The 22,613-nt window shown below is 70.1% G+C and carries 22 protein-coding genes; 11 read left to right on the top strand and 11 right to left on the bottom strand.

Going from position 1 to position 22,613, the window contains the following annotated elements; all coding sequences use genetic code 11:
• Positions 1 to 26 precede the first annotated feature (26 nt).
• From V1633_RS20250 to V1633_RS20240, 3 genes are read right to left on the bottom strand one after another with little or no spacing between them, the layout of a single operon-like run.
• On the bottom strand, positions 27 to 2,201 hold the full coding sequence (locus V1633_RS20250) for a hypothetical protein (RefSeq protein WP_331215940.1): 2,175 nt from the start codon (positions 2,199 to 2,201) through the stop codon (positions 27 to 29).
• Complete coding sequence (locus tag V1633_RS20245) at positions 2,198 to 2,452, bottom strand: hypothetical protein (protein WP_331215939.1); 255 nt, start codon at positions 2,450 to 2,452, stop codon at positions 2,198 to 2,200. Before V1633_RS20245 ends, V1633_RS20250 begins: the two co-directional genes overlap by 4 nt.
• Entirely contained in the window at positions 2,452 to 2,787 is a 336-nt protein-coding gene (locus V1633_RS20240) for a DivIVA domain-containing protein (protein WP_407952066.1), read from the bottom strand. Before V1633_RS20240 ends, V1633_RS20245 begins: the two co-directional genes overlap by 1 nt.
• A gap of 359 nt (positions 2,788 to 3,146) precedes the next feature.
• Between V1633_RS20240 and V1633_RS20235 the strand changes: the two genes are divergently transcribed.
• The 7 genes from V1633_RS20235 to V1633_RS20205 all read left to right on the top strand — a co-directional run bounded on the left by V1633_RS20235 (position 3,147) and on the right by V1633_RS20205 (position 5,818).
• Positions 3,147 to 3,365 carry a winged helix-turn-helix domain-containing protein gene (locus V1633_RS20235; RefSeq protein WP_331215938.1) on the top strand — a complete coding sequence of 73 codons (219 nt, stop codon included), beginning with the start codon at positions 3,147 to 3,149 and terminating at the stop codon, positions 3,363 to 3,365.
• A 155-nt stretch (positions 3,366 to 3,520) separates the two neighbouring features.
• On the top strand, positions 3,521 to 3,784 hold the full coding sequence (locus V1633_RS20230) for a hypothetical protein (protein ID WP_331215937.1): 264 nt from the start codon (positions 3,521 to 3,523) through the stop codon (positions 3,782 to 3,784).
• 13 nt (positions 3,785 to 3,797) lie between these two features.
• Entirely contained in the window at positions 3,798 to 4,058 is a 261-nt protein-coding gene (locus V1633_RS20225) for a hypothetical protein (RefSeq protein WP_331215936.1), read from the top strand.
• An 8-nt stretch (positions 4,059 to 4,066) separates the two neighbouring features.
• Positions 4,067 to 4,762, top strand: coding sequence for a hypothetical protein (locus V1633_RS20220; RefSeq protein ID WP_331215935.1), 696 nt, complete (start codon positions 4,067 to 4,069; stop codon positions 4,760 to 4,762).
• Positions 4,710 to 5,138, top strand: a complete 429-nt coding sequence (locus V1633_RS20215; protein WP_331215934.1) for a hypothetical protein — start codon at positions 4,710 to 4,712, stop codon at positions 5,136 to 5,138. Before V1633_RS20220 ends, V1633_RS20215 begins: the two co-directional genes overlap by 53 nt.
• A 60-nt stretch (positions 5,139 to 5,198) precedes the next feature.
• A complete protein-coding gene (locus V1633_RS20210; RefSeq protein WP_331215933.1) occupies positions 5,199 to 5,465 on the top strand; it encodes a winged helix-turn-helix domain-containing protein in 267 nt (88 codons plus the stop codon).
• Between the two features lie 134 nt (positions 5,466 to 5,599).
• Complete coding sequence (locus V1633_RS20205) at positions 5,600 to 5,818, top strand: winged helix-turn-helix domain-containing protein (protein WP_331215932.1); 219 nt, start codon at positions 5,600 to 5,602, stop codon at positions 5,816 to 5,818.
• Positions 5,819 to 6,043: 225 nt separating this feature from the next.
• On the opposite strand, the gene V1633_RS20200 is transcribed toward V1633_RS20205, so the two are convergent.
• Positions 6,044 to 7,945, bottom strand: a complete 1,902-nt coding sequence (locus V1633_RS20200) for a DUF2075 domain-containing protein (RefSeq protein ID WP_331215931.1) — start codon at positions 7,943 to 7,945, stop codon at positions 6,044 to 6,046.
• Between the two features lie 320 nt (positions 7,946 to 8,265).
• Here V1633_RS20200 and V1633_RS20195 point away from each other — a divergent pair, with 320 nt between their 5' ends.
• Complete coding sequence (locus tag V1633_RS20195; protein WP_331215930.1) at positions 8,266 to 8,763, top strand: nuclear transport factor 2 family protein; 498 nt, start codon at positions 8,266 to 8,268, stop codon at positions 8,761 to 8,763.
• 61 nt (positions 8,764 to 8,824) lie between these two features.
• On the opposite strand, the gene V1633_RS20190 is transcribed toward V1633_RS20195, so the two are convergent.
• The 4 genes from V1633_RS20190 to V1633_RS20175 form a co-directional block, all read right to left on the bottom strand.
• Positions 8,825 to 9,244 carry a VOC family protein gene (locus V1633_RS20190; protein WP_331216202.1) on the bottom strand — a complete coding sequence of 140 codons (420 nt, stop codon included), beginning with the start codon at positions 9,242 to 9,244 and terminating at the stop codon, positions 8,825 to 8,827.
• 58 nt (positions 9,245 to 9,302) lie between these two features.
• Positions 9,303 to 9,773: a hemerythrin domain-containing protein gene (locus V1633_RS20185; protein ID WP_331215929.1), complete on the bottom strand. Its 471-nt coding sequence runs from the start codon at positions 9,771 to 9,773 to the stop codon at positions 9,303 to 9,305.
• Between the two features lie 192 nt (positions 9,774 to 9,965).
• Positions 9,966 to 11,960, bottom strand: a complete 1,995-nt coding sequence (locus V1633_RS20180) for a cellulase family glycosylhydrolase (protein ID WP_331215928.1) — start codon at positions 11,958 to 11,960, stop codon at positions 9,966 to 9,968.
• 85 nt (positions 11,961 to 12,045) lie between these two features.
• Positions 12,046 to 14,571: a glycoside hydrolase family 2 protein gene (locus tag V1633_RS20175; RefSeq protein ID WP_331216201.1), complete on the bottom strand. Its 2,526-nt coding sequence runs from the start codon at positions 14,569 to 14,571 to the stop codon at positions 12,046 to 12,048.
• Between the two features lie 350 nt (positions 14,572 to 14,921).
• On the opposite strand from V1633_RS20175, the gene V1633_RS20170 reads away from it, so the two are divergent.
• Together V1633_RS20170 and V1633_RS20165 are read left to right on the top strand one after the other, a co-directional pair.
• Positions 14,922 to 15,941 (top strand): LacI family DNA-binding transcriptional regulator, encoded by a 1,020-nt coding sequence (locus V1633_RS20170; RefSeq protein WP_331215927.1) that lies wholly within the window; start codon positions 14,922 to 14,924, stop codon positions 15,939 to 15,941.
• 141 nt (positions 15,942 to 16,082) lie between these two features.
• Positions 16,083 to 17,351: a serine hydroxymethyltransferase gene (locus V1633_RS20165; protein WP_331215926.1), complete on the top strand. Its 1,269-nt coding sequence runs from the start codon at positions 16,083 to 16,085 to the stop codon at positions 17,349 to 17,351.
• 42 nt (positions 17,352 to 17,393) lie between these two features.
• Here V1633_RS20165 and V1633_RS20160 read toward each other — a convergent pair whose 3' ends face one another.
• The gene (locus V1633_RS20160) at positions 17,394 to 20,021 is read right to left on the bottom strand and encodes a putative bifunctional diguanylate cyclase/phosphodiesterase (RefSeq protein WP_331215925.1); all 2,628 of its coding nucleotides are present in this window, start codon (positions 20,019 to 20,021) and stop codon (positions 17,394 to 17,396) included.
• Between the two features lie 335 nt (positions 20,022 to 20,356).
• On the opposite strand from V1633_RS20160, the gene V1633_RS20155 reads away from it, so the two are divergent.
• On the top strand, positions 20,357 to 20,761 hold the full coding sequence (locus V1633_RS20155; RefSeq protein WP_331215924.1) for a PH domain-containing protein: 405 nt from the start codon (positions 20,357 to 20,359) through the stop codon (positions 20,759 to 20,761).
• Positions 20,762 to 20,799: 38 nt separating this feature from the next.
• Here the strand turns inward: V1633_RS20155 and V1633_RS20150 are convergent, their stop codons facing one another.
• Together V1633_RS20150 and V1633_RS20145 are read right to left on the bottom strand one after the other, a co-directional pair.
• Positions 20,800 to 21,726, bottom strand: a complete 927-nt coding sequence (locus tag V1633_RS20150; protein ID WP_331215923.1) for a 2-hydroxyacid dehydrogenase — start codon at positions 21,724 to 21,726, stop codon at positions 20,800 to 20,802.
• A gap of 62 nt (positions 21,727 to 21,788) precedes the next feature.
• Positions 21,789 to 22,613 (bottom strand): IS5 family transposase (locus tag V1633_RS20145; protein WP_331215922.1); only part of this gene is annotated, 825 nt, incomplete at its 5' end.

Raw genomic sequence — 22,613 nt, 5'->3', positions numbered from 1 at the left:
GGGTGACCGCTCCTACATCCTCACCGTCAGAGGCCGAGGGCGCCGACGGCGGCGGGAAGGGTGGGTGCGGCGGCGAGCTGGCGTATGTGCTCGCGGTCGCGGAGCCACACCTGGCAGGTCGTACCGGTGTAGTGGACCGCGACGGGTTGCCCGGCGTGGTGGCGGGCGAGCCGGCGGAGGAACGGTACGGGGTCGTCGACCTCGATCGGGGTCGGAGTCTGCGGCACCGGGATCGGCTGCTCCGGGTCGGCGGGGACGTTGCCGGCGACGGCGAGGTCGAGGAAGTCGAGGCAGAAGGCGATCGCGGCTTCCGGGCTGGGTCGGGCCGGCGGGTCAGCCGGGGCGGATTCCCTGCTGGGACAGTCGATGGTGACGTCCCAGCTCTCGCCCTGGACGAGTCGGAGGTCCCCAGCGTTCGGCGCGTGGTCGACAACGGTGACGGTGACCCCCAGCCGCAGCCCGAGGACGAGCCGGACCACGTCGGCCAGCGGCGGTACGTCGGGTCGGCGGGCCAGCAGGAACAGCCGGGCGCCGGGCCGACCCCGGGCGGCGTTTGTGACGTACTCGGTGAGCGGGTCGGCGCCGATGTGGTGCAGGGTGACGGTGCCGTACCGCAGGTCCTGGTCGAGCTGACCTCGGCCGTCGAGTTCGACCAGGTCTTCGGGGCGGATGTCGAAGGTGTCGGCCCAGCCGGCGAGCCGGAACTGCCCGGGGAGTTGGTGCAGGGGTTTGCCGCCGGGGTGGGTCGCCACGTGCGGCGCCGACACCTGATCGCCGGAGCGCCACAGCTCCTCCCCCGCCGGCCAGGGTTGACCGGCGTCGCCGAGCCGCCAGGCGCGTACGCCGGTCCGCCAGCCGGGGCCGCCGGCCGACCAGGTCAGGTGGACTACCCGGCCGGCCAGGTCGGTGATCGTGATCGTCACGTTCCGGTGGATCCGCCGGGTGCCGCCGCAGGTGAAGCAGCGCATCAGTGACGGGCTGCGGCCGGAGCCGGAGCAGTGGACACAGTCGGGGTCGGCTCGGTCGGCGACGAGTCGACAGTCGCAGTACTGGAGTCGGCTGTTCGGGTCGCAGTCGGGGCATTCGACGTACTCGATGGGTGGGCCCAGCCACGACGGGGCCGGCGGCTGCCAGCCGCGTCGCAGCAGTGTGGTGTGCCGGCTGACGATCTGGCCGGTGGAGCGTTCGGTGAGACTTTCGAGGGTGCCGGCGTCCCGGAGGCTGGTGTGCCACCAGCCGCCGTCGCGCCAGATCGCCTGGGCGCCGGGGTTCGGGGCGCCGGTGGCGAGGTCGACGCAGTCGGCGAGGATCCGCCGTTCGAGCTGGTCGAGGTCGACGGTCGGCGGGTCGGACGGCGGCGGTCCGGCGGCGGTCAGTTGGTGGGCGGGGACGCTCCGGCCGCGTTCGTCCAGGCCGTAGCAGGCGTCGTGATCGCTGGTGGTGGCGATCGCGGTGGCGAGGTCGGCGGCGAAACTCCGGGGTTCGGCGGGGACCGGCCCGTCCGGCAGTTCGTAGCGGATCGCCCAGGTCAGGCCGGCGCCGTACGGTTGCCGCCGGACCTCCACCACCAGGTCGAGGCAGAGCAGGTCGGCGAGCCGGCACCGTCGGCCGAGTTCGGCGGCCGGGTCCGGCGGCGGCGCGGCGGCGGTACGACCAAGGTAGAGCCGCCACGCGTCGCTGCTCTGCCACGCGATCGCCTGCGCCTCCAGCACCTTCCGGTGCGATGCGGAGTGCTCGGGTCGCCAGCCGGGTGGCAGCAGGATCAGCGGTCCGTCCGTCGAGCCGGGTTCGCGGACGTCGGTCCACGTGCCGGCACCGACGGTGGCGGCCAGCTCGTGCAGCACCGGCGCCAGCGGCAGATACCAGCTCTGGCCGCCGTCGTCGGGCCACGGCTCCGGTCGGACCACCCCGGGTACGACACTTGCCGACGCCACCGCCCCGGTGTCAATGTTGACCATGGTGAGGACAAGCTGGGCGCGGCGCCGCCCGGTCTGCCCGCAGTCGTGACAGGGCCGGCCGACCGTGCCGACCCCGTCACATTCGAGACAGTCGTGGTAGGGCTCCCCCGGCTGCCAGTCGTCGGCGCTGACCAGCAGCCGGTTGCCACCGTAGGTGCAGGAGCACCGCACCAGGGTGAAGGAGAGCCCGTCACACGAGCGGCACAACACCACGTGCGGCCCGGCCGGCACCGTCCCGGTCACCGGACCACCTCCACACTCGCGCACGGCACCTCGTGCTCGGCGCGGAGCACGCAGCGCCGACCGCCGCCGAGCAGCCGGTCACAGAAGAGCCGGGACTGCACGCCCTGGTCGTCCTCGGCGGAGACGGTCGCCTCGGCCGCGTCGACCTGCGGCAATCGGTCGAGGGTCCGGGCCAGCGTCCGCCCGAACTGCCGGGCCGCATCCGGGTCCGGCGCGGTGAAGGCCACGTGTACGACGTACCGCTCGGCCATCAGCGCCCCGCCAGCTCGTGGGCGGTCGGCGCGTGCCGCGACTGCCAACGGCGCAACGCGTCCTTGATCCGGGTGTTCTGTTCGCGCAGGCTCGCCACCTCGGTGTACGCCCGCGCCAGGTCCCCGGCCACCTGGTCGAGGAAGACCGTCACCTCGCCCGGGTCGACTCCCCGGCGCCCGAACCGGACCGGGGTGAACCGCCGCGTTCGGACCTGCGACGGCCACAGCGGGCGGTACCCCGCCGACCGGTACGACGTCGACCGAGGCTCCGGCCCGAGCAGCCGCTGTAACGGCTCCCGATCCCGCCCGAACACCCGGCGGAGCAGAGTGGGCACAACCTCACCAACCCTTCGACAACGTGCAGGACGTGGACGGGTGGCCCCGGCCCGACCGAGGGGCGTGCTCCGGACCAGGGCCACCCCGCCCCACCACCGCAGCCCGTCACCGGCCGTACGACAGCAGGGCGTGACCAGGGGCCGGGACGGCCAACGCGTACGAGCCGACCATCCCGACCGGGAGGTGCGAGCTCTCCGGGTTTGGAGACCGAGGAGTGCCACGCGCTGCTCAACCTAGGACTACTTCTACGCTTAAGTCAAGAAACACTTAAGCGCTGAAGCCAACCTTGCCAGTACAGACAACTTGCAGTCACAAGTGAGGGCGTGATCTCATGGTCGGTGGAGACCGAGGAGTACACATGCCTGCACCGAAATGGGAGCGTCTTGCGGACCACATCCGCCAACAGATCAAGTCGGGTGATCTGAAGCCCGGCGACAAACTGCCCTCGACTGCACAGCTCAAGGCAGAGCACAACGTCTCTGACTCCGTCATCCGCTACGCGATGCATGCCCTGCGCACCGAAGGACTCGTTGAGAGCACTCAGGGTCTCGGGGTCTTCGTAGCCGAGCCCAAGTAGCTCGCCCCAATCACGTGCCCGCGAAGGGCAATCGAGGATGCGACCTTCCTCTATCCTGCCTTCGCAGATGGTAACCACTTGACCACCAAGGCGTGGAGCTGGCGCCGTCTGCGTTGGACCGCACCCGGCGGTGGCCGATGATCGGGGAGGATGGCATGGCCAGCATCCAGGAAGCGAAGGCGGCACTCATGCAGTCCGCCGAGCGCGGTGACGGCACACTCAACCAGATTCGTTCCGCCACCGAGCAGACCGAACAGGTGCTGACCCGTCTCCGCGCCGTCGCCGCTGGCACCGGTCATCCGAAGATCGGGAAGGCGATCCAGCGTGCCGAGCACAGCAAGCGGCACCTCACCGAAGCCGGCACCCTCATCCAAGGCGGCGCCACCGCCGCCCGCGAATACGTGAGCGTCCTCGGTTAGCCGGGGTGGCTCCGTGAACGTCAACGAGGTCAAGAGCACGATCCGCGAAGGCAACCGAGCTGCCAAGGAGGCCGCGAACACCCTCTACCAGGCCGGCACGGAAGCAGCCACCGCAGGGCATCTCGCCCGCGTCACGATCCACGACAGCCAGGACGAGGATGCGCAGGCCGGGCTGAAAATTCTCGAAGGCTTCGACCGTGAGGTCGATCTAGCGATGCGCCGCATCGACGCCGCTGTCGAGCACGCGAACGCCTACCTTGCGACTCTCGGATGAACGCACCCATGCAGGAGGTGGTGGCTCAACTCCTCCATGTACGCGAACGGCTCGCCGCCGCAGCGGTCACCTCGATGAGAGCCAAGGCTGATGCCGACCAGGCCCACCAGCGGTACGCCGAGGCAGCCCAGGGCACCGAGCATCCACAGATACGAGAAGCCCTCACCGACATGCGGACTGCCAGCGAGAAAGCGGCCAAGACAGCCCGCCTGCTGACGGAGGCGCGCGCCCGCCTTACCACCTACCTGAACAGGATCGCCCCCGGATCCGCATCCGAGTCGGACGTCTCTGATGCCGAGACGCCATCGGGCGAGCAGTTGCTGGGTGAAGCCGAGCGCCGTGGAGACAGCGCCTCCAGCATCGGCGCGTTCCTGAGCAGGACGAGCCGCAATATAGAGAACATTCAGGAAACCGGCAAGACCGCAACGGAGGTAGCACAAAACACGATCAAGGTGATCAAGGATGTCGTCAAACCTCCAGGCGCACAGACAGCAAGCGCGGCGACGAGACCACCCAGTCAACCGCCGCTAATCCAAAGGATCGACGTACCCGAAGCGGTAGGAAATTTCCTCGTCCTGGGGTTGATCGCGGGTGTCACTATCCATAAGTCGAGCCAACTGGCGCGCAAAAGCATAGAAAGGTTCCGCTCACGTGGAAGCAAGGAAAGAGACCAGCCAACTAATCCGGGCGATAGCGGAAAGTGATTGGGACCAGGCCGATCGCCTGCTGGAACGACTGGATCAGATCGGATGGGGCACCGGCTCGCAGGTCATCAGCGCCGCTTTCGCTCTCGCCGTTGACCGGCGGTTTCGCGGCAAGGATCTGCAGGACATCGCGCGGTTCGTCGCAGACACTCGCGCCCGGTACCAGGACGGCTCCGAACTTCCCGCCCTCGCTATGGAGGGCATAATCCGTGCAGTGCTCGGCGAGGCCCACCTTGTAGACGACATCGCCCCCGACGTCGCCTTCTCCGCACAGATCGCAATTCTTGGCACACTGCTGCATGACGAGAACATGACCGAACCACAACTTGACCAGTTTATCGAGCGGGCCGAGAGAACAGCGGCGGAGTATACATAAAGAACAACGAACATCGGGATCTCGCCGTTCGCAATCCATAGGTTACCAAGCGAGGAGCGCGTGCCCACGCAGCCAGACTACGTCCGCATTTCAAACGCATACGCGTCCGCGATCGTCGACGGCAAGTTGAAACCTGGAGACCAGCTGCCGTCGATCGCTGAGATGACGCAGCGCTACAGCGTCGGCGCAACGACGGTCAAGATGGTGCTCGTACGCCTCGAGGCCCAACGGCTCGTACGACGACAGCAAGGCAAGGGCACCTTCGTGGAGCCCCGCGAGAAGTGGCTGCTCCCCGGGGATGACGACGAGCCGGTCATCGAGATCTAGCGTTCATCTACCTGGCAACTACTACGGCTTCCGGATGGCAACCCCACGCGAAGTCGTGGGCGTCCACCCAAACCGCCCCGTACGCGTGCATCCGGCGCCATCGAACCGACTACAGGGCAGCAGGGAGCCTCACCATGCCGATCGAGCCCATCTACATCCGGATCGTCGCCGATATCAAGGCGAGAATCGCCTCCGGGGAGCTGAAACCCGGCGACAAGTTGCCCTCCGTGTCCCAGCTACGCAACCAGTACAACGCAAGCAACACGGCCGTCCGTAACGCCATGCTGGTGCTACGGGAAGCCGGGCTGGTCCATGGGCACCAAGGCAAGGGCGTATACGTGCGTACGTCGTAGGAGTAACAACTGGTACGGCCAGCCAGCCGTCGCAGAGACTACAGACCGCGCTTTCGACGTCACGCAACGGAGGGCACTGACTGCGACGACCTCTGAAAACGCGGGCGGTTCTGGTCACGCCCGCAGTTCCATGCGGCTCAAGGCCCGGTCCACAGTTTACTTCGACTGATCATCACCGGCAGCCGGAGTCGCCGACGCTCGAACCGGTCCGGTCGGGCAGCTACCCTACCCACTCCGCCGTCTCCGCCGATCACGGTAGACGCCGGGTGCAATCGGCTCGTACACCGTCTCCAGACCGCGCCGGACCTGCACCAACCTCGCCAGGTAGTCGCGGGTTTCTGGATCGGTCGAAAAGAGCATTGTGCCGCGCATGCCGCGCGTCATCAGCACCTTGTACGTGTTGCGGATCAACTGATCCGCCTCGGCGTCGCTGACCGTCTTCCGACTCTTGAACGAGGGGTCCTTGGACTCGCTGCGCCGGGTGACCAGCCTACCGTCGCGGGCTACGAGATCCGGGCCGATGATGACGCCCGACCACTCGTACTCGAAACCCTGCGCGGTGTATACGCAGCCGACCTGACCGAAGCCGTCCGGATCGGTCGCCCAGAGCGCGCTCGGGGGCGCATCACCGACCCTGCGCTCGCTGTCGACATTCCATGGACGTGCCCAGGCGCCGACCTGAACATCCGGGACAAGGGTGTCATCGGAGCGGGGTTTGCTCCACGGCCAGCAGTAACCGGCCGAGATCCTGGCCGTCTCCCCCGCCGCCTGCTTCTGCGCCAAGAAGGCTTCCATCTGCTCCGGCGAATCGGCCAGCCGCAGGTCGAAACGGCCGTCCCCCTCCCACGGGAACGGCTCGTCGCCGTCGAGCCCGAGCAGGTGCAACACCCAGCGCTCATACGACTCGCTGCCGCCACACCGGAACTGGTCGTGCAGCGATACGACGTCGACCTCCACGCCGAGCCGATGCGCGTGCCCGGAGATGACGTCGATGCTGCCCAGCTCGCCCGGCTTCACCACCTGATGCTCGTCGAGTAGGAAGACGGGCACCCGCGCCGCCGCGATCAGCTCGTCGATCTGCGGTCGCACGGTGTCCCGCTTCGCCTTTGGCGTGAAGCGGTTGACCGACGTCTCCCGAATCCGGTGCGCCTCGTCGCAGATCAGCACGTCGATGCCGTTGCGCTCGGCCGCCATGAAGCTGTTGAAGTACCGAAACATGTCCTTCAGCCGCGTAGAGCCCTTGCCCGCGTAGCGCCGCAGCGTCTGGGTGAAGGAGCGTGAACCGGTAGCATGCAGGACCGGCCGCTGCTGCCGAGCGAGTTCACCGAGGACGGACAGGGCGATGACGCTCTTGCCGCTTCCCGGTCCGCCGGCCACGACGACGACGCGCTTGCTGTCCGCCGACCGGGCGCGCTCCACGGCATGTAATACCAACTCGTACGCCAAATGCTGCTCGTCCAGCAGAGTGAAGTGCGACCGTTCCTTCAGCTCCTTTGCCGCGTGCGAGAGCAGGTGGCGGCTGGGCCGGACGGAACTGGTCAGGAAACGGTCCGCCGACACCGCGCCCGACACCGGCGCCAGCTGCGACCGCAGGTACTCCAGAAACTGTCCTCGCCGCTGTTTGGTAAAAATCCGGCTCTGCTCGGTCGGACGCCGAGCGAACAGGTCATTGACGTCGCGGTCGACTGCGTTGTGCAGGTACGCCGCACCACGGATGGCGTCCCGGCGCTCGTGGAGAACACCCAGAAAGTCGGTGAGGTAGGTGCAGTAGTCGGCGACCTGCACTCCGGGATGTAGGCGCGGACCACGGGCATGCTCGACTGCCACGAGTGTGTCCGAGTCCTCGTAGGACTCAGCGTACGACCACTGCTTCAGCTCAACCACGACATACGAGTCGACGCCGGTCTTCGGATGGACGCCAGCGAGCACAACGTCCGCGCGCTTGCTCGTCAGCGGCAGCTGGTATTCCACCAGCACCTCGACCTGGTCCAGGCCCGCGTCGGCGAGATCCTGCGCAAGTACGGCCAGACTCTGCGACCACGACCGCCGCTCAGCCGGGCTGACCCCGTGTCCGTTCATCCAGAGCTGTTCGGCGATCCGTTCGGCAAGGGTGTCCTGGCTGGCCATGCGCAGTAGACCAGCCGCAGACGTACGGAACGCCGACATCGAGAGTTGCCCCCGGGCAGCACGAAAGCTCGTGCGGATGGGGGGCATATCCGAATACCGAAAGCCCGTCGGTCACCGCTTGGTCGCCACGACTGTAGCGGAGAGATCGACTGGGTGCTACGGAACGATCGGCGGATTGGTTGGCACCGCCTGCCATCGCCACGCAACAGACTGTCCCGGGGCGGGTGCCGGTTGCCCGTACCTTGCCGCCACTGCCGATAACCGGCGGTTATCGAGGTCGGTCTTGGACCGGTCGTGCCGCTCGCGCACACGATCGACACATGCGGAACCGTCTCGTCAGCACCGCCACCACCATCGCGATCCTCGCGCTCGTCGCCGCGTGCGGCAGCGACGATGCCGACCCACCGGTAGGTACACCCGCCGCGCCGACCGCATCCGCCGGCCCCGCCCCGGTCGACAGCACCGGGACAGGGCAACCGGCCGACGGCCGGGCCGCCACCGAGAACGTCGCCCGCCGGTTCGCCGACACGGCAAACTCCGGTGACGAGGCCGGGGTCGCCGCCCTCTTCGCCCCGGACGCCCGCTTCGACAGCGTGGGCCGGATCTACCCGAGCCGCGACGAGATCATGTCCCGCTTCCTGGTGCCCGAGGTCCTCCGGGTCGACGGCCGGTACGAGCCGGGCGAGGAGCGGTGGGACGGAACCCGGCTGACCGTGACGTACCGCTTCACCACAGGTTCCGGCGGCGAGGAGCGGTTCACCTACGCCTACCTGGTCCGGGACGGCCTCATCCAGGACGTGATCGGTCGTTATCTCTGAGCCGCTCGCGCGTCCCAGTTGAACGGGCGGGTTGCCGGGAGCCCGTACCCGAATGTCGTCGTCAGAGGCCCTGCCCGACCTCCACCAGGTAGCCGTCAGGGTCGCGCAGATAGCAGCGGATCTCCGTACCGTGGTCCTTCGGCTCGGTGATGAAGTCCGCGCCCCTGGCTTTCCACTCCGTATAGAGCTTCCGGATGTCCCGGACCCGGACGTTCATCGCGCAGCTCAGGATGTTGGGATCCGGGGGCGCCTTGGCCTGCACCATCGGCTTGTCGTCCGTCGGACCACCCTCGTTGTTGATGATGATGTAGCTGTTGAAGAAACGCATGATCAGCGGATTGCTCTCGTGGACGCACGTCGCCCCGAAAACCCGCTCGTAGTACTCCCGGGAACGGTCCACATCCCGGACGATGAGCAGCGTCGCGAGGAACATGCCGTCTTCGGGCTCGAAATAGTCGGGAGCCGGATTAGCCAAGGTCATAACCACCCCCGTGACGGTTCAACGCGGCGGTGTCCCCGTCCGGAGATCGGCCTAAACCTCACAGCGGTCCCAGCACGGCTGCAGGGTCCGCGTCCAGCGCCAGGGTCTCCAGCACCGTCAGGAGCTGGCGTTCCTCGTACCTGAAGTGGGACTCCATGATCGCCGCCACGCCGTCCAGGTGCCGATCCAGCTCGGCTGGCGAGGCGGCCCGATCCACGGCGGCCTGGAGGCCGGCCAGCAGATGGTCGATCATCGAGTGGTCCTGCCGCAGGCGGCGCAGTGTCTCCCGCAGCTCGGGATGCTGCTCGGCGATCGCCGGGAACAGGTCCCGGTCCTCGCCCTCGTGGTGTGCGGTCAGTGCGGTGCAGAACCCGTGGCAGAACAGCAACAGATCCCTGGTCGCCGGCTCTGCCGGCGCGCCGTCGGCAACGGCCTGCCGGGTGACACGCAACGCCTCGCGAAGTCTTTCGTGTACGCGGCGCAACTCTCGACTCCAGGCCACCAGCCTGGTCTTCTCGCCCTCACGCATACGTGGCGGGCGAAGGGACGACAAGCATCGTCGTATCCTCTTCGGTCCGGCGCCTCCATGCCTGACACGGTCTGCCACCGGCACGCGACGCTGGGACCGAAGCTACCACGGCGCTTCCTTGGACCAAATCCGCGCCGGGACGGATCCGCCGAGGCCGGCCGGGGGCGGATGTCCGCCCCCGGCCGACTCGGGTCACTCGGCGCGCAGGTGGTCCACGTCGTGGGTACCGGGACTGACCCAGAGCAGGATCCCCCGTACGTCAGCCAGTGCCGCCGCGTCACACGACATCTCGGTGAGCAGGTCCACCACCACCGTCGTCTCGGTGTTCTCCGGCACCCAGCCGAACGTCGACTGGCACCAGGCCCAGCCCTCGCCGGTCTGCACCGCGATCGCGCTGGAGGTGCCGCCCGCTCCGGCCCGCAGGTCGTAGCGGAGCGTCGCCTTCGCCGACAGGTCCACCGGCTCCGGCAGGGTCACCCCGAACCAGCCGCCGCCGGTCGCGGCGACCCGCAGCCCGGCCGCGCCCTGGGTGGCGTACTCGGTGGTCTGGATGAGCGTGCCGGCGTCGGTCTGCCAGTTGCCGGGCGCCCAGCCCTCCAACCCGCTCTCCCAGGAGGCGATCAGGATCGGGTCACCGGCGGCCGGCTTCACCGTCACCACCAGGTCGGCCACGTTGGACGCACGGCCGGCCTGGTCACGGATGGTGTAGGAGGCTCTGGCCTGACCCTGGAAGCCTTCGGCCGGGGTGAAGGTGACCGTTCCGGTCGCCCGGTCCAGGGCGAAACCGCCGCCGGGAACGGCCGCGCTCACCTGCTGCCCGGCCACGTTCGGGTCGAGGTCGACGCTGGCCGGCCGTACCGTCGTCCGGTAGGCGATGTCGTTGCCCGCCGGGGTCAGGGTGACCGGCGTACCGGTCTCGGTGACCGCGCTGTCGTGGTCGGCGACCGGCGGCCGGGACCGCTGCCCGTGCCGGATCTCCTCGCTTGCGTTGCTGATCGTGGTGCAGACCGGGCTCGGGCAGTAGACGGTGAAGCCGTCGTAGTCCGGATAGGGCGTGCCGTCGTCCTGCACACCGGAGAGGATCCAGTAGAGGAAGCCGCTGCCGCCGGTGGTGGTGAAGGCGTCCGTCCACCGCTGGAAGACCGGGTTGCGGGTCGCCTTGTCGTGCCAGCCGAACTCGCCGAGCATCACCGGTTTGCCGAGCCGTTTGGCGTCCCGGTTGTGCCGCTGGATCCACTCGACGCCCCAGGCCGCGTCCTTGCCCCAGTGGTCCGGATAGAGGTGGTACGACACCACGTCGACCGCCGGCAGCCGGGTCAGGGCGAGCGAGTCGACGCCCTCGCCGCAGTTGGTGGTCCAGTCCGAGCTGGCCGGGTCGTCACAGTAGAAGCCCTCGTCGCCGACGCTGGCCAGGTGGTTGGGGTCGATCGACTTGATGTGCCGGGTCATCTCGTCGGCCCAGCCGGTCAGCGTCTCCGGCGTGCAGTCCGGTGACGTCGGATAGACCCCGGAGCCCTTGCACCGGGGCTCGTTGCCGAGTTCCCAGGTCATCACCGTCGGGTCGTCCCGGTACTTCAGACCGGTCAGGGTGTTGGTCCGGTTGAGCACGTGCGAGATCCAGTCCTTGTACCAGCCCCGGATCACCGGGTCGGTGTAGAACTCGTCGTGGTACCGCCCACCACGCCAGCGGACGTACTGGTCCATGCCGCCGAAGTCGCGCCAGTTGTTGGTCAGCGGGATGACCAGCTTGATCCCGGCCTGCCGGGCGGCGTAGAGCACGTAGTCCAGCCGCTCCAGACCGTCCGGGCCGTCCCGGTAGGCCGGCTTCTCGCCGTCCCAGTACTGGAAGTAGACGCCGTCGGCCGGGCCGGCGACCGAGTCGGAGCCGTCCGGGGTGCCGATGTCCAGGAAACCCCAGTGCCGCAGCACGGTGAAGCCGGCGTTCCGCGCGTCGGCGAAGACGTCGTCGACCATCGCCCGGGACTTGTACATCAGGTAGTAGTTGTTGGTCCCGGCGAACCGGAACCGCTTGCCGTCCAGGTACAACTGGTCGCCCTTGCGGACAACAAATCCGGTGGCGGGGGCGGCGGCAGCGGAGTCGGGCGTCGGTGCGGCCAGGGACGGGGCCGGCTGGGCGGTGAGCAACAGCCCGGCGACGGCCAGCAGCAGGGTGACACGGCGTTTCATCGGATGGCGATCCTTCCGCAGATCAGCGGTGCGAAACCATGTCCTCTCCTCCGGTGCCCGCCGCCACCACGACCGCCGGCGCGCGCTACTCGCGCGCCACCAGGTCGTTGACGCAGCGCAGCACCGGCCGGGCGGTCAACGCGGCCGGATCCAGCCGCCGCTGTGACCGCACGGTGAACGTGGTCGACTCCCCCGGCAGCAACGTGACCAGCGCCTCGTCGACCACCGCCGCCGGATCGAGCCGGTCCGGGGCGAGCACCAGGTCGCGCAGCACCGTCCGGGCGGTGACCCGGACCCGTACCCCGTCGGGGGTCTGTTCGACCGTGGTGTCGTACTCGGCCTGTGGGTAGGCCAGTTCGCGGTCCTCCGCGAAGAACCAGAAGGCACGTTGTCCGGCACCGCCGGGATCGGCGAGCAGCAGTTCGGCGCGCGGCTCGTCGGACCGGGCGACGTCCGCCGGCAGCGGCCAGCTCGCCGAGGAGTACGCCGGCACGTCCAGCTCGATCGACGTCTTCGCCTTCGGTTCACCGGCCAGGGTCAGCCGGGTCACCTCGACCCGGCCCGTCCACGGTGTGCCACCGTCGTTGACCGCGACCAGGGCCAGCCCACCGTCCCGGGGCTGTACGGTGAGCAGCTGGTCGGCGTACGCGTGGCGCAGCGCGTACCAGAGGGGTTTGCGCCGGCCGTCACCGTCGACCGCCGCCCAGGAGGTGACCGGCCAGCAGTCGTTGAGCTGCCACACCACACTGCCCATGCAGACCGGCCGCAGCGACCGCAGGTGCTCGACCCCGACGGTGATCGCCCGGGCCTGGTTGACCTGGGTCAGGTAGTGCCAGTCGTCGAAGTCGCGCGGCTCCGGCAGATGTGCGGCGAGTCCCCGGGCCAGCTTCAGGTCGCCGTCGCCGGCCTTCTGCCGGTGTGCCATCGCCGGCGAGTCCGCGGCCAGCTCGCCGTCGCCGATCGCCCGCCGCAGCGTCGCGTACGACGCCGGCCCCTGGTAGCCGAACTCGGCGACGAACCGGGGCCGGTGGTCGCGGTAGTGGAGGTAGTCGAGCTGGTTCCACACGTCCCAGATGTGCATGGTGCCGTGTGCGGGATCGTTCGGGTGCCGGTCGTGGCTGCCGGACCACGGGCTGCCCGGCCAGTACGGCCGGGTCGGGTCCAGCTCGGCGACGATGCCGGGCAGCAGCTCGAAGTAGTAGCCGGCGCCCCAGCTCCGGCCGGCGAGCGGCCCCTGCCAGTCCCAGTCGTGCCAGCCCCAGATGTTCTCGTTGTTGCCGAACCAGGCCACCAGGCTCGGATGGCTGGCCAGCCGGACCACCTGTTCGGCCGCCTCGGCCCGTACCTCGGAGGCGAACGGCTCCTCCTCGGGGTAGGCGGCGCAGGCGAAGAGGAAGTCCTGGGCGACCAGCAGCCCGAGTTCGTCGGCGAGGTCGTAGAAGTCCTCCGACTCGTACCGGCCGCCGCCCCAGACCCGCAGGAAGTTGACGTTGGCCTCGCGGGCCTGGTCGAGCCGTTCCGCGTACCGGGCCCGGGTGACCCGGGTCGGGAAGCAGTCGTCGGGGATCCAGTTCACCCCTCGGGCGAAGATCGGCCGATCGTTGACCACCAGGGTGAACGGGGTGCCGTGGGCGTCCGGGGTGGTGTCCAGGCGCACCGAGCGGAAGCCGATCAGCCGCTGCCAGGAGTCCACCTCCGCCCCGCCGGCGTGCAGGGTCACCTCCAGCGGATAGCGCGGCTGGGCGCCGTACCCCCGGGGCCACCACAGGTCCGGGTCGGCGACGGTGAGGGTCAGGTCGATGTCGCGCTGGCCGGGCGGGAGCACCGCCTCGACGGTCTCCCCGGCGACCGTGGCCCGGACGGTGACCGGCGCCCCGTCGACGGCGCCGTCCACCACGTCCTCCGCCGCACCGTCGGTACGGTCAGCCGGGAGGTCGGCGGTGGCGCGGTCGATCTCGACGTGTACCTCGACCCGGCCCTGCCGGTCCGCGACCGTCACCAGTGGACGGACCTCGGCCAGCCGGGCGACCCGCCAGGTCCGCAGCCCGATCTCCTGCCAGATGCCGGCGGTGACCAGCGACGGGCCCCAGTCCCAGCCGAAGTTGCAGGCCATCTTGCGGATGAAGTTGAACGGGTCCGGGTACGCGTTCGGCCGCTCCCCGAGCCGCTCCTGCCACTGCTCGGCGTAGCGGAAGGCGGAGTCGAAACGGATCCGCAACACGTTGTCGGCACCGACCCGCAACAGCGGCCGTACGTCGAACCGGTAGCCGCGGTGCATGTTGGCGGTCCGGGCGACCTCCACGTCGTTGAGGGTGATGGTCGCCACGGTGTCCAGGCCGGCGCAGACCAGCTCGACCCGGGCGTCGTCGTCCGGGTCGCCGGCCCACCCGAAGGTGGTCTCGTAGCACCAGTCGGTCCGGCCGATCCAGGCCAGTTTCCGCTCGTTGTCGTCGAGGTAGGGATCCGGGATCAGGCCGGCGGCGAGCAGGTCGGTGTGTACACAACCCGGCACGGTGGCCGGTATCCGGGCCTCGGCGACCGCTTCCGGGATCTCCGGATCGGGTACCGCGCTCAGAAACCAACCGTCGTGCAGGCTCTGCCAGGACGTCACAAGCACCTCAACTCACTCGGACGGATCGGGCGCACACCCCGGGCCCCGTCCCCAGACATCGAGAGATGTCGACTGAACCGGATAAGTAACGCCACCGTACGGGCGGCCCCGCACCCTGTCAACGGGCGCACAAATGGCCGGAAATGCCAGCCGAGCCCCGCCCAACCAGGCAGGTGACCCGATTCACGCCGCTCGTCCGGAACGACAGTTCGGCGGCGACCCGGAGTGGGGCGGACGGCGGGGGTCCCGGGCAGATTGGCCCCTCGCTATGCTTAACCGGAAAAGCTCGTCCGTGGCCACATCCCGCACCGGCCCCCTGGTGACCGGGCCGAGCCGACAAGGAGCGCCCGGTGAAGCGGCCGACCATCGCCGACGTGGCCCGCCGGGCCGGAGTGTCCAAGGGCGCCGTCTCGTACGCGTTGAACGGACAGCCCGGTGTCTCCGACGCCACCCGGCAACGCATTCTCGCCATCGCCCGGGAAATCGGCTTCAACCCCAACAGCGCCGCCCGGGCGCTCTCCGGCGCCACCGCCAACGCGGTCGGGCTCGCGCTCTGCCGACCCGCCCGCATCCTCGGCATCGAGCCGTTCTTCATGGAACTGATCAGCGGGGTCGAGGCGGAACTCTCCGCCCGGTCGTACGCGCTGACCCTGCAGGTGGTGGAGAGCCCCGATGCCGAGATCGCCGTCTACCGGCGCTGGTGGGGCGAGCGGCGGGTGGACGGCGTCCTGGTCTGCGACCTGCGGACCGACGACCGCCGGGTCCCGGTGCTGGAGGAACTCCACCTGCCGGCGGTGGTGATCGGCGGGCCCGGCCACGGCGGCGGGCTGGCCCACGTCTGGTCCGACGACGCGGCGGCGCTGACCGAGGCCATCGAATACCTGGTCGCCCTCGGGCACCGCCGGATCGCCCGGGTCGGCGGCCTCCCCGGCCTGCTGCACACCGAGATCCGCACCGAGGCGTTCCGCACCGTCTGCGGGCGGCTCGGCCTCGACCGTACGGCCACCGTCTCCTCGGACTACAGCGGCGAGGAGGGGGCGCGGGCCACCCGACGGCTGCTCAGCTCCGCCGACCGGCCGACCGCGGTGGTGTACGACAACGACGTGATGGCGATCGCCGGCCTCGCCGTCGCCCAGGAGATGGGGCTGGCCGTACCGGCCGACGTCTCCATCGTCGCCTGGGACGACTCGCCGCTGTGCCGGCTGGTGCACCCGGCGCTGACCGCGCTCAGCCGGGACATCCCGGCGTACGGGGCACACGCCGCCAATCGGCTGCTCGCCGCGGTCGCCGGCAATCCGCTCGGCGACTTCCAGGACGAGACGGCGCACCTGATCCCCCGCGGCAGCACCGCCCCGCCCCACCTTCCCTGAACCGGGCGGCCGGCGATCCGGCATCCCCGGCCGGCGGCACGCGGGCGTCGCGTACGGCCGGTGACCGGGTTACCGATAGCATCGGCGACGCGGGCCTGACCAGCGAGGTCCGCAGGCCTGACCAGCCAGGAGGACGACGCCGTGCACGTACCACCGATTCCCCACCTGACCGCCGCCGACCCGGAGTTGGCGACGCTGATCGAGGGCGAGGCGAAGCGGCAGCACGACAAGCTGCGGATGATCGCGTCCGAGAACTACGTCTCCACGGCGGTGCTGGAGGCCAGCGGCACGGTGCTGACCAACAAGTACTCGGAGGGCTACCCCGGCCGCCGCTACTACGAGGGCCAGCAGTTCGTCGACCCGATCGAGACGCTCGCCATCAGCCGGGCGAAGGACCTCTTCGGCGTCGACCACGCCAACGTGCAGCCGTACTCCGGCTCGCCGGCGAACCTCGCCGTCTACCTGGCGTTCCTCTCCCCCGGCGACACGGTGATGGGGATGGCGCTGCCGATGGGCGGGCACCTCACCCACGGCTGGTCGGTCTCGGCCACCGGCAAGTGGTTCAACCCGGTCCGGTACCAGGTCTCGAAGGAGACCGGCCGGATCGACCTCAACGAGGTACGCGACCTGGCCCGCCGGGAGCGCCCGAAGGTGATCTTCTGTGGCGGCACCGCCGTGCCCCGCACCATCGACTTCGCCGGTTTCGCCGAGATCGCCCGTGAGGTCGGCGCGATCCTGGTGGCGGACATCGCGCACATCGCCGGCCTGGTGGCCGGCGGCGCCCACCCGTCACCGGTCGGGCACGCCGACGTGATCACCACCACCACGCACAAGACCCTGCGCGGCCCGCGCGGCGCGATGATCCTGACCACCGCCGAGTACGCGTCCGCGATCGACAAGGCGGTCTTCCCCGGCCTGCAGGGCGGTCCGCACAACCACACCACGGCCGGCATCGCGGTCGCGTTGCGGGAGGCGTCCACCGAGGAGTTCCGGCGGTACGCCCACCAGATCGTCGCCAACGCCCGCGTCCTCGCCGAGGAGTTGGTCGAGCGGGGCTTCACCCTCTCCTCCGGCGGCACCGACAACCACCTGATCCTCGCCGACCTGACCAGCAAGGGCATCGCCGGCAAGCCGGCGGCGCAGGCACTGGACCGGGCCGGCATCGAACTGAACTACAACACGGTCCCGTACGACCCGCGCAAGCCGTTCGACCCGTCCGGGATCCGGCTCGGCACCGCCGCGCTCACCACCCGGGGTCTGACCGAGGAGCAGATGCCGCAGGTCGCGACCTGGATGGACGAGGCGGTCACCGCGGCGGTCAAGGACGACGGCGCCGCCCTGGACCGGATCGCCGGTGAGGTCGGCGACCTGCTCGAGGCGTACCCGATGCCGGGTTACACCACCGCCTGAAACCTGAGCCGACGACGACGGGTGGGGGCTGGAGCGGCAGCGTCAGCGGGAGGCGCTGGGGAACTCCTCCAGGAACGCCTCCACCCGCTCGGCCGGCGCCGGCCGGGACAACGCGTACCCCTGGCCGAGCCGGCACCCGGCGGCCCGTGCCTGGGTGACGTGGGCCTCCGACTCCAGACCCTCCGCGATGATCTCCAGGCCGAACCGCCGGCCCAGGGTCACCACCACGTCGATGAACGGCTTGCTCTCCCCGTCCCGACTGCCGCGGTCGATCACCAGCGTCCGGTCGACCTTGAGGAAGTCGACCGGCAGCCGACGCAACTGGGCCAGTGACGCCGGCCCGGTGCCGAAGTCGTCCAACGCGGTACGCACGCCGACCGCCCGCAGCCCGGCGAGCTGGGTCACCACCGCCGGGATCTCGGCACTGCCCCGCGGCTCGGCGATCTCCAGCACCAGCCGCTCCGGCGCCACCTGGTGCTCGGCCAACGCCGCCGTCACCCAGTCCACGAAGTCCGGCGAGGCCAGTTCCCGCGCCGACACGTTGATCGCCATCCAGAGCGGGCGGGACCGCTGCGACCAGGCGGCGAGTTGCCGGCAGGCGGTGTCCAGCACCCACCGTCCCAGCTCCTCGACGAGCATCAGGTCCTCGGCCACGGTGAGCAGTTCGGCCGGCAGCACCGTGCCGAGGACCGGACTGCGCCACCGCAGCAGCGCCTCGGTGCCCACCGGCTGGTGGTCGTCGAGGTCGAGGACCGGCTGGTAGACCAGGTCCAGCTCGCCCCGCTGCACCGCCCCGGGCAGTTCCCGCTCCAGGTCCAGCCGCCGGGTGAACTGCTCCTCCAACTGGTCGTCGTACCACTCGACCCGGTTGCGGCCGAGCTGCCGGGCCCGCAGCCGGGCCAGGTCCGCCCGGCGCAGCACGTCGTCGACACTGTCGCCGCCGGCCAGGTCGGCGAGCCCGATGCTGGTCCCGAGATACACCAGGGCGCCGGGCATCTGGTACGGCTCGGTCAACGCGGTCAGCAGCCGGGTCCCCATCGCGTACGCCAGCACGGGGCGGTCGACGGTCAGCACGGCGAACTCGTCGCCGCCGAGCCGGGCCACCACGTCGTCGGTACCGACCCCGGTCTTGAGCCGACGCCCGACCTCGGCCAGTACGGCGTCGCCGAACTGCCGGCCGTGCGCGTCGTTGATCCCCGCCATCCCGTGCAGGTCGACCACCAGCAGCGCGCCGGTGTGGCCCGGCACCGCCCGCTGGGTCACGATGGTGCGGGTCAGCTCCCGGCGGTTGGCCAGCCCGGTCAACTGGTCGGTGAAGGCGAGTTCGTGCAGCGTACGTTCCAGCCGTTGCCGCTCGCTGACGTCCCGTACGTGCACCACCAGCGCCGCCACCTCGGGCACGCCGCGCTGGTCGCTGATCGTCGACTCGGTGTCCCGCCAGACGCCGTGCCCGTCCCGCAGTCGTGCGGTGACCAGTTGCGGACGACCGGGCACCTCCCGGCCGGCGATGACCGCGGTGAGCACCCCGGTGACGTCCGGCGAGTCGTCCGGGTGCATCAGGTCGGGGAAGAGCCGACCCACCACCTCGGCGTCGGCGAGCCCGAAGAGCCGGGCCGCGGCCGGGGACTGCCAGCGGATCAGCAGGTCCTCGCCGACGATCAGGGTCAGGTCGTTGGCGCCGGAGACCAGCGAGCGGAAGTGCGCCTCCTGGCTGACCAGCCGCCGGGCGTAGCGCCGGATGTCGAGCATGACGAGCACCTCGCGGACCACCATGGTCGGGATGATCGCCAACCCGAGCAGGATCGAGGTGCTGTCGAAGTGGCCGACGGTGACGAGGTGGTAGAGGGCCGACAGGGTGGCCAGGATCGCCGGGATCGTCAGCAGCGGGTACGCGGTGAGCGTGGTCTGCGGCTCGGTCGGCGTGGTGGCCGGCTGGGCGACCGGGTTCGCCCGGCGGGCACCGGCGGCGATCAGTGCCGGGCCGGCCACCAGCGGGATCGCGACCAGCGGAATCGCCTCGGGCGGGGCGTTGTAGTCGGTGAGTACGGCGAGCAGCGCGTGACCGAAGACCGCCGCGCCGGCACCGAGTCCGCAGAACGCGGCGGAGCGGCGGTGCTCGTACGCGCGCAGTGTGGTGATGGTGATGATCGGTAGTCCGACGATGGCGAGCAGGGCGGCGACCATCGCGAGTGGTGGCAGCCCGCCGGCCGGCGGGATCACCCAGGCGGAGAAGGCCAGGCTGATGCCGAGGCTGAGCCCGTCGAAGCCGCGACGCATCCGTACCGGCACGCTGCTCGCGGCGCCGGGCAGCATCAGCATGCCGAACAGGTAGAGGCCGAGGGCCAGCGCCAGCCCGGAGAGTGCCACCGCGTCCCGGGCCTCGGCCGGCGTCAGCAGCAGGACGAGCGAATTGACCCCGCTGGCGAGTACGCCGAAGCCGAGGAAGCCGGCACCCCGGCACGGGCCGAAGCCGCGCTGCGTGCGGTGCAGTCGGACGGCGATCCGTACCAGCCGGCTGGCGGCCAGCGCGGCGACCGCGCCGACGGCGCCGGCCACCGCCACGTACGGTGGGAGGGCGCCGAAGTGGGCGATCACCAGCACGCCCACCGCGAGCAGCGGGGCACCGGTCTCGGTGATCCAGATGGCGAGCCGGCGGGCTCGACCGTTCACGCGTTGCGCCACGAACATGGCGGCTGCCTTCGCAGAGGGGGCACGGGGCGTGGTGCGGGGTAGCGGGTCCGACCGGGTGAGCCGGCCAAACAATTCCTATCAACCTCCAACGATCGGTCGGAGGCATGGTTACGGGCTGGTAGGGGTCTCTCCCACCGGTCGTGTCTCTGATCTTTCCGCACCGGGGACGGGTGGGAAACCACCGACCGGGTCCGGAGCGTCGACCGTCGACCGACCCGGCGGACGCCCCTCGGCCCGTCCCCGCACCGTGCAGGCCCACGCGGGCCGGTGGAGGCGCACGTCGGGCCGGCGGGCCGGGGTGCGAAAATCGCGGGGTGAGTAGGACCAGCAGTCTCCGGTTCCGGCACAACCAGGCGATCTGGGTGGCCGCCGTCATCGCGTTCCTCGGCGCCATACCGCTCGCGTCGACCCGCTGGTACCTCACCCCGCTGCTGCTCGTCCCACTCGCCGTCGGCCTCTGGGCCTGGCGGGCCGGCACCGACGCCGACCCGACCGGGGTACGGATCCGGGCGCTGCTCGGGCAACGCGCCATTCCCTGGGCCGACATCGTCGAGCTGGGGTCCGACCCGCGCGGTCAGGCCGTGGTGCGGCTCAGCGACGGGCGTACCACCGCGTTGCCGGCGGTCCGCGCCACCGACCTGCCGGATCTTGTCGCCGCGAGCGGCCAACAGCTCCGACCGTCCGGCGGGTCGGACGACACGGAGTCGTCGGCCCGGTAGCCGGTCCACCCCTCGGCCCGACAGCGGGCGCCCCCGGCTCAGTAGCCGTCCACCACCTCGTTGACCAGTGGCTCGTCCGCGACGAGCCGGCGCAGCTGTTGGCCGGCGAGCCGGTACGCCCGGGGCAGCAGCCCGCGCACCGAACCGGCGACGTGCGGGGTGAGCAGCACGTTGGGCAGTTCCCAGAGCGGGTGCCCGGACGGCAGCGGCTCCGGGTCGGTGACGTCCAGCGCCGCCGCGATCCGCCCGCTGGTCAGCTCCGCGACCAGCGCCCCGGTCTCCACCACCGGTCCCCGGGCGGCGTTGACCAGCAGGGCGCCGTCCCGCATCGCGGCGAGGAACGCGGCGTCGACCAGGCCACGGGTCTGCTCGGTGAGCGGCAGCAGCAGCACCACGACATCGGCGGACGGCAACAGCGTCGGCAGGTCGGCGACGCCGTACACCCCCTCGGCGGGACGGGCCGTCCGGGCGACCATGGTCAGCTCGACCTCGAACGGCGTCAGCCGGGCGGCGGCGGCCGCCCCGATCGATCCGGCACCGACGACCAGAATCCGCTTACCGGCCAGTTCGTCGGTCGGCACGGTCCGGGCGTACGCCCATTCCTGCCGGTCCTGGGCCCGGATGTAGGTCGGGAAGGCGCGTACGTGGGCCAGGGTCGCCGCGACCACCCACTCCGCCGTCGACGAGTCGTGCACGCCGCGCGCGTCGCAGAGGGTGACCGCGGTGGGCAGCCGGCCGGCCCAGATGTCGGCACCGGCGGAGAGCAGTTGCACCACCCGCAGGTCCGGCATCTTCGCGGCGAGCGGCACCGCCGCCGCCTGGGCGAGGAACGGCGGCACCCAGAACCGGACCCCGGCCGGATCCGAGGGAAGCTGGTCGGGTGCCGGGGCGATCTCCACGGTGACGCCGTCGGGAATCTCGCCGAGCAGTTCCCGGCCCTCCGGGTGCGGAATCCATGCCTTCACGCACGCCGACGATAGTCGCCGGCCCGCCGACCCGGCGCCGGGGTGTAAGGAAGGGCCCCTTCCTATCGCATCTTGTATAGAGCCTGTTTCTGAACCTGGTGTTGGGGTTTGTGGTAGGTCATGTGGGCTTGTCGTCGGCTCATCTGGATGATGGCGGCCCAGTAGACGATGGCTTCGTGGTGGTCGGGTAGGCGTTCGTAGTCGCGGGCGCAGCGGCGTCGGCGGCTGATCCAGGCGAACGTCCGCTCGACCACCCATCGTCGGGGCACGACCTGGAAGCCCTTGCCTTTGCTGGGTTCGGTGGCGATCTCGATGGTGATGCCGAGGTTGTCTCGTGTCCGGGTGACGAGGTCGCCTCGGTAGGCCTTGTCGGCCCAGAGGTGGCGGACACCCACTGCGGCGGCGGTGTGCAGCAGGGGTGACGCCCCGTCGCGGTCGTGGGTGTCGGCGGCGGTGACGTGGACGGCGATGAGTAGGCCGAGGGTGTCGACGAGGATGTGTCGTTTCCGTCCGTTGACCCGTTTGTGGGGGTCGAAGCCGCTGGTCGTCTTCGGCACGGTGGCCTCGGCGGTCTCGGACACGGACTGGGCGTCGATACAACCCGCGGTGGGGTCGGGTTGGCGGCCATGAGCCACCCGTAGGGCGGCGCGCAGACGGCCCGTCAGTTCGATCACCGTCAGGTTGTCACTCCATCGGGCGTGGAAGCCGTAGACCGTGGCCCAGGGTGGGAAGTCCACCGGCAGGGCCCGCCACTTCACCCCGTTGTCGACGAGGTAGAAGATCGCGTCGATGATCGCCCGGCGGTGGTGACGTTCCGGCCGGCCGCCGCTGGGCCGTCGACACGCGGGCTCGGGTAGCAGCCCGGCGAGGATCTCCCACTGGGCGTC

It is taken from the genome of Plantactinospora sonchi (genome assembly GCF_036422035.1).
Taxonomy (GTDB): Bacteria; Actinomycetota; Actinomycetes; order Mycobacteriales; family Micromonosporaceae; genus Plantactinospora; species Plantactinospora sonchi.
Note: the sequence above shows the minus strand (reverse complement) of the source record. Positions and strands in the feature narration are given on the sequence as shown.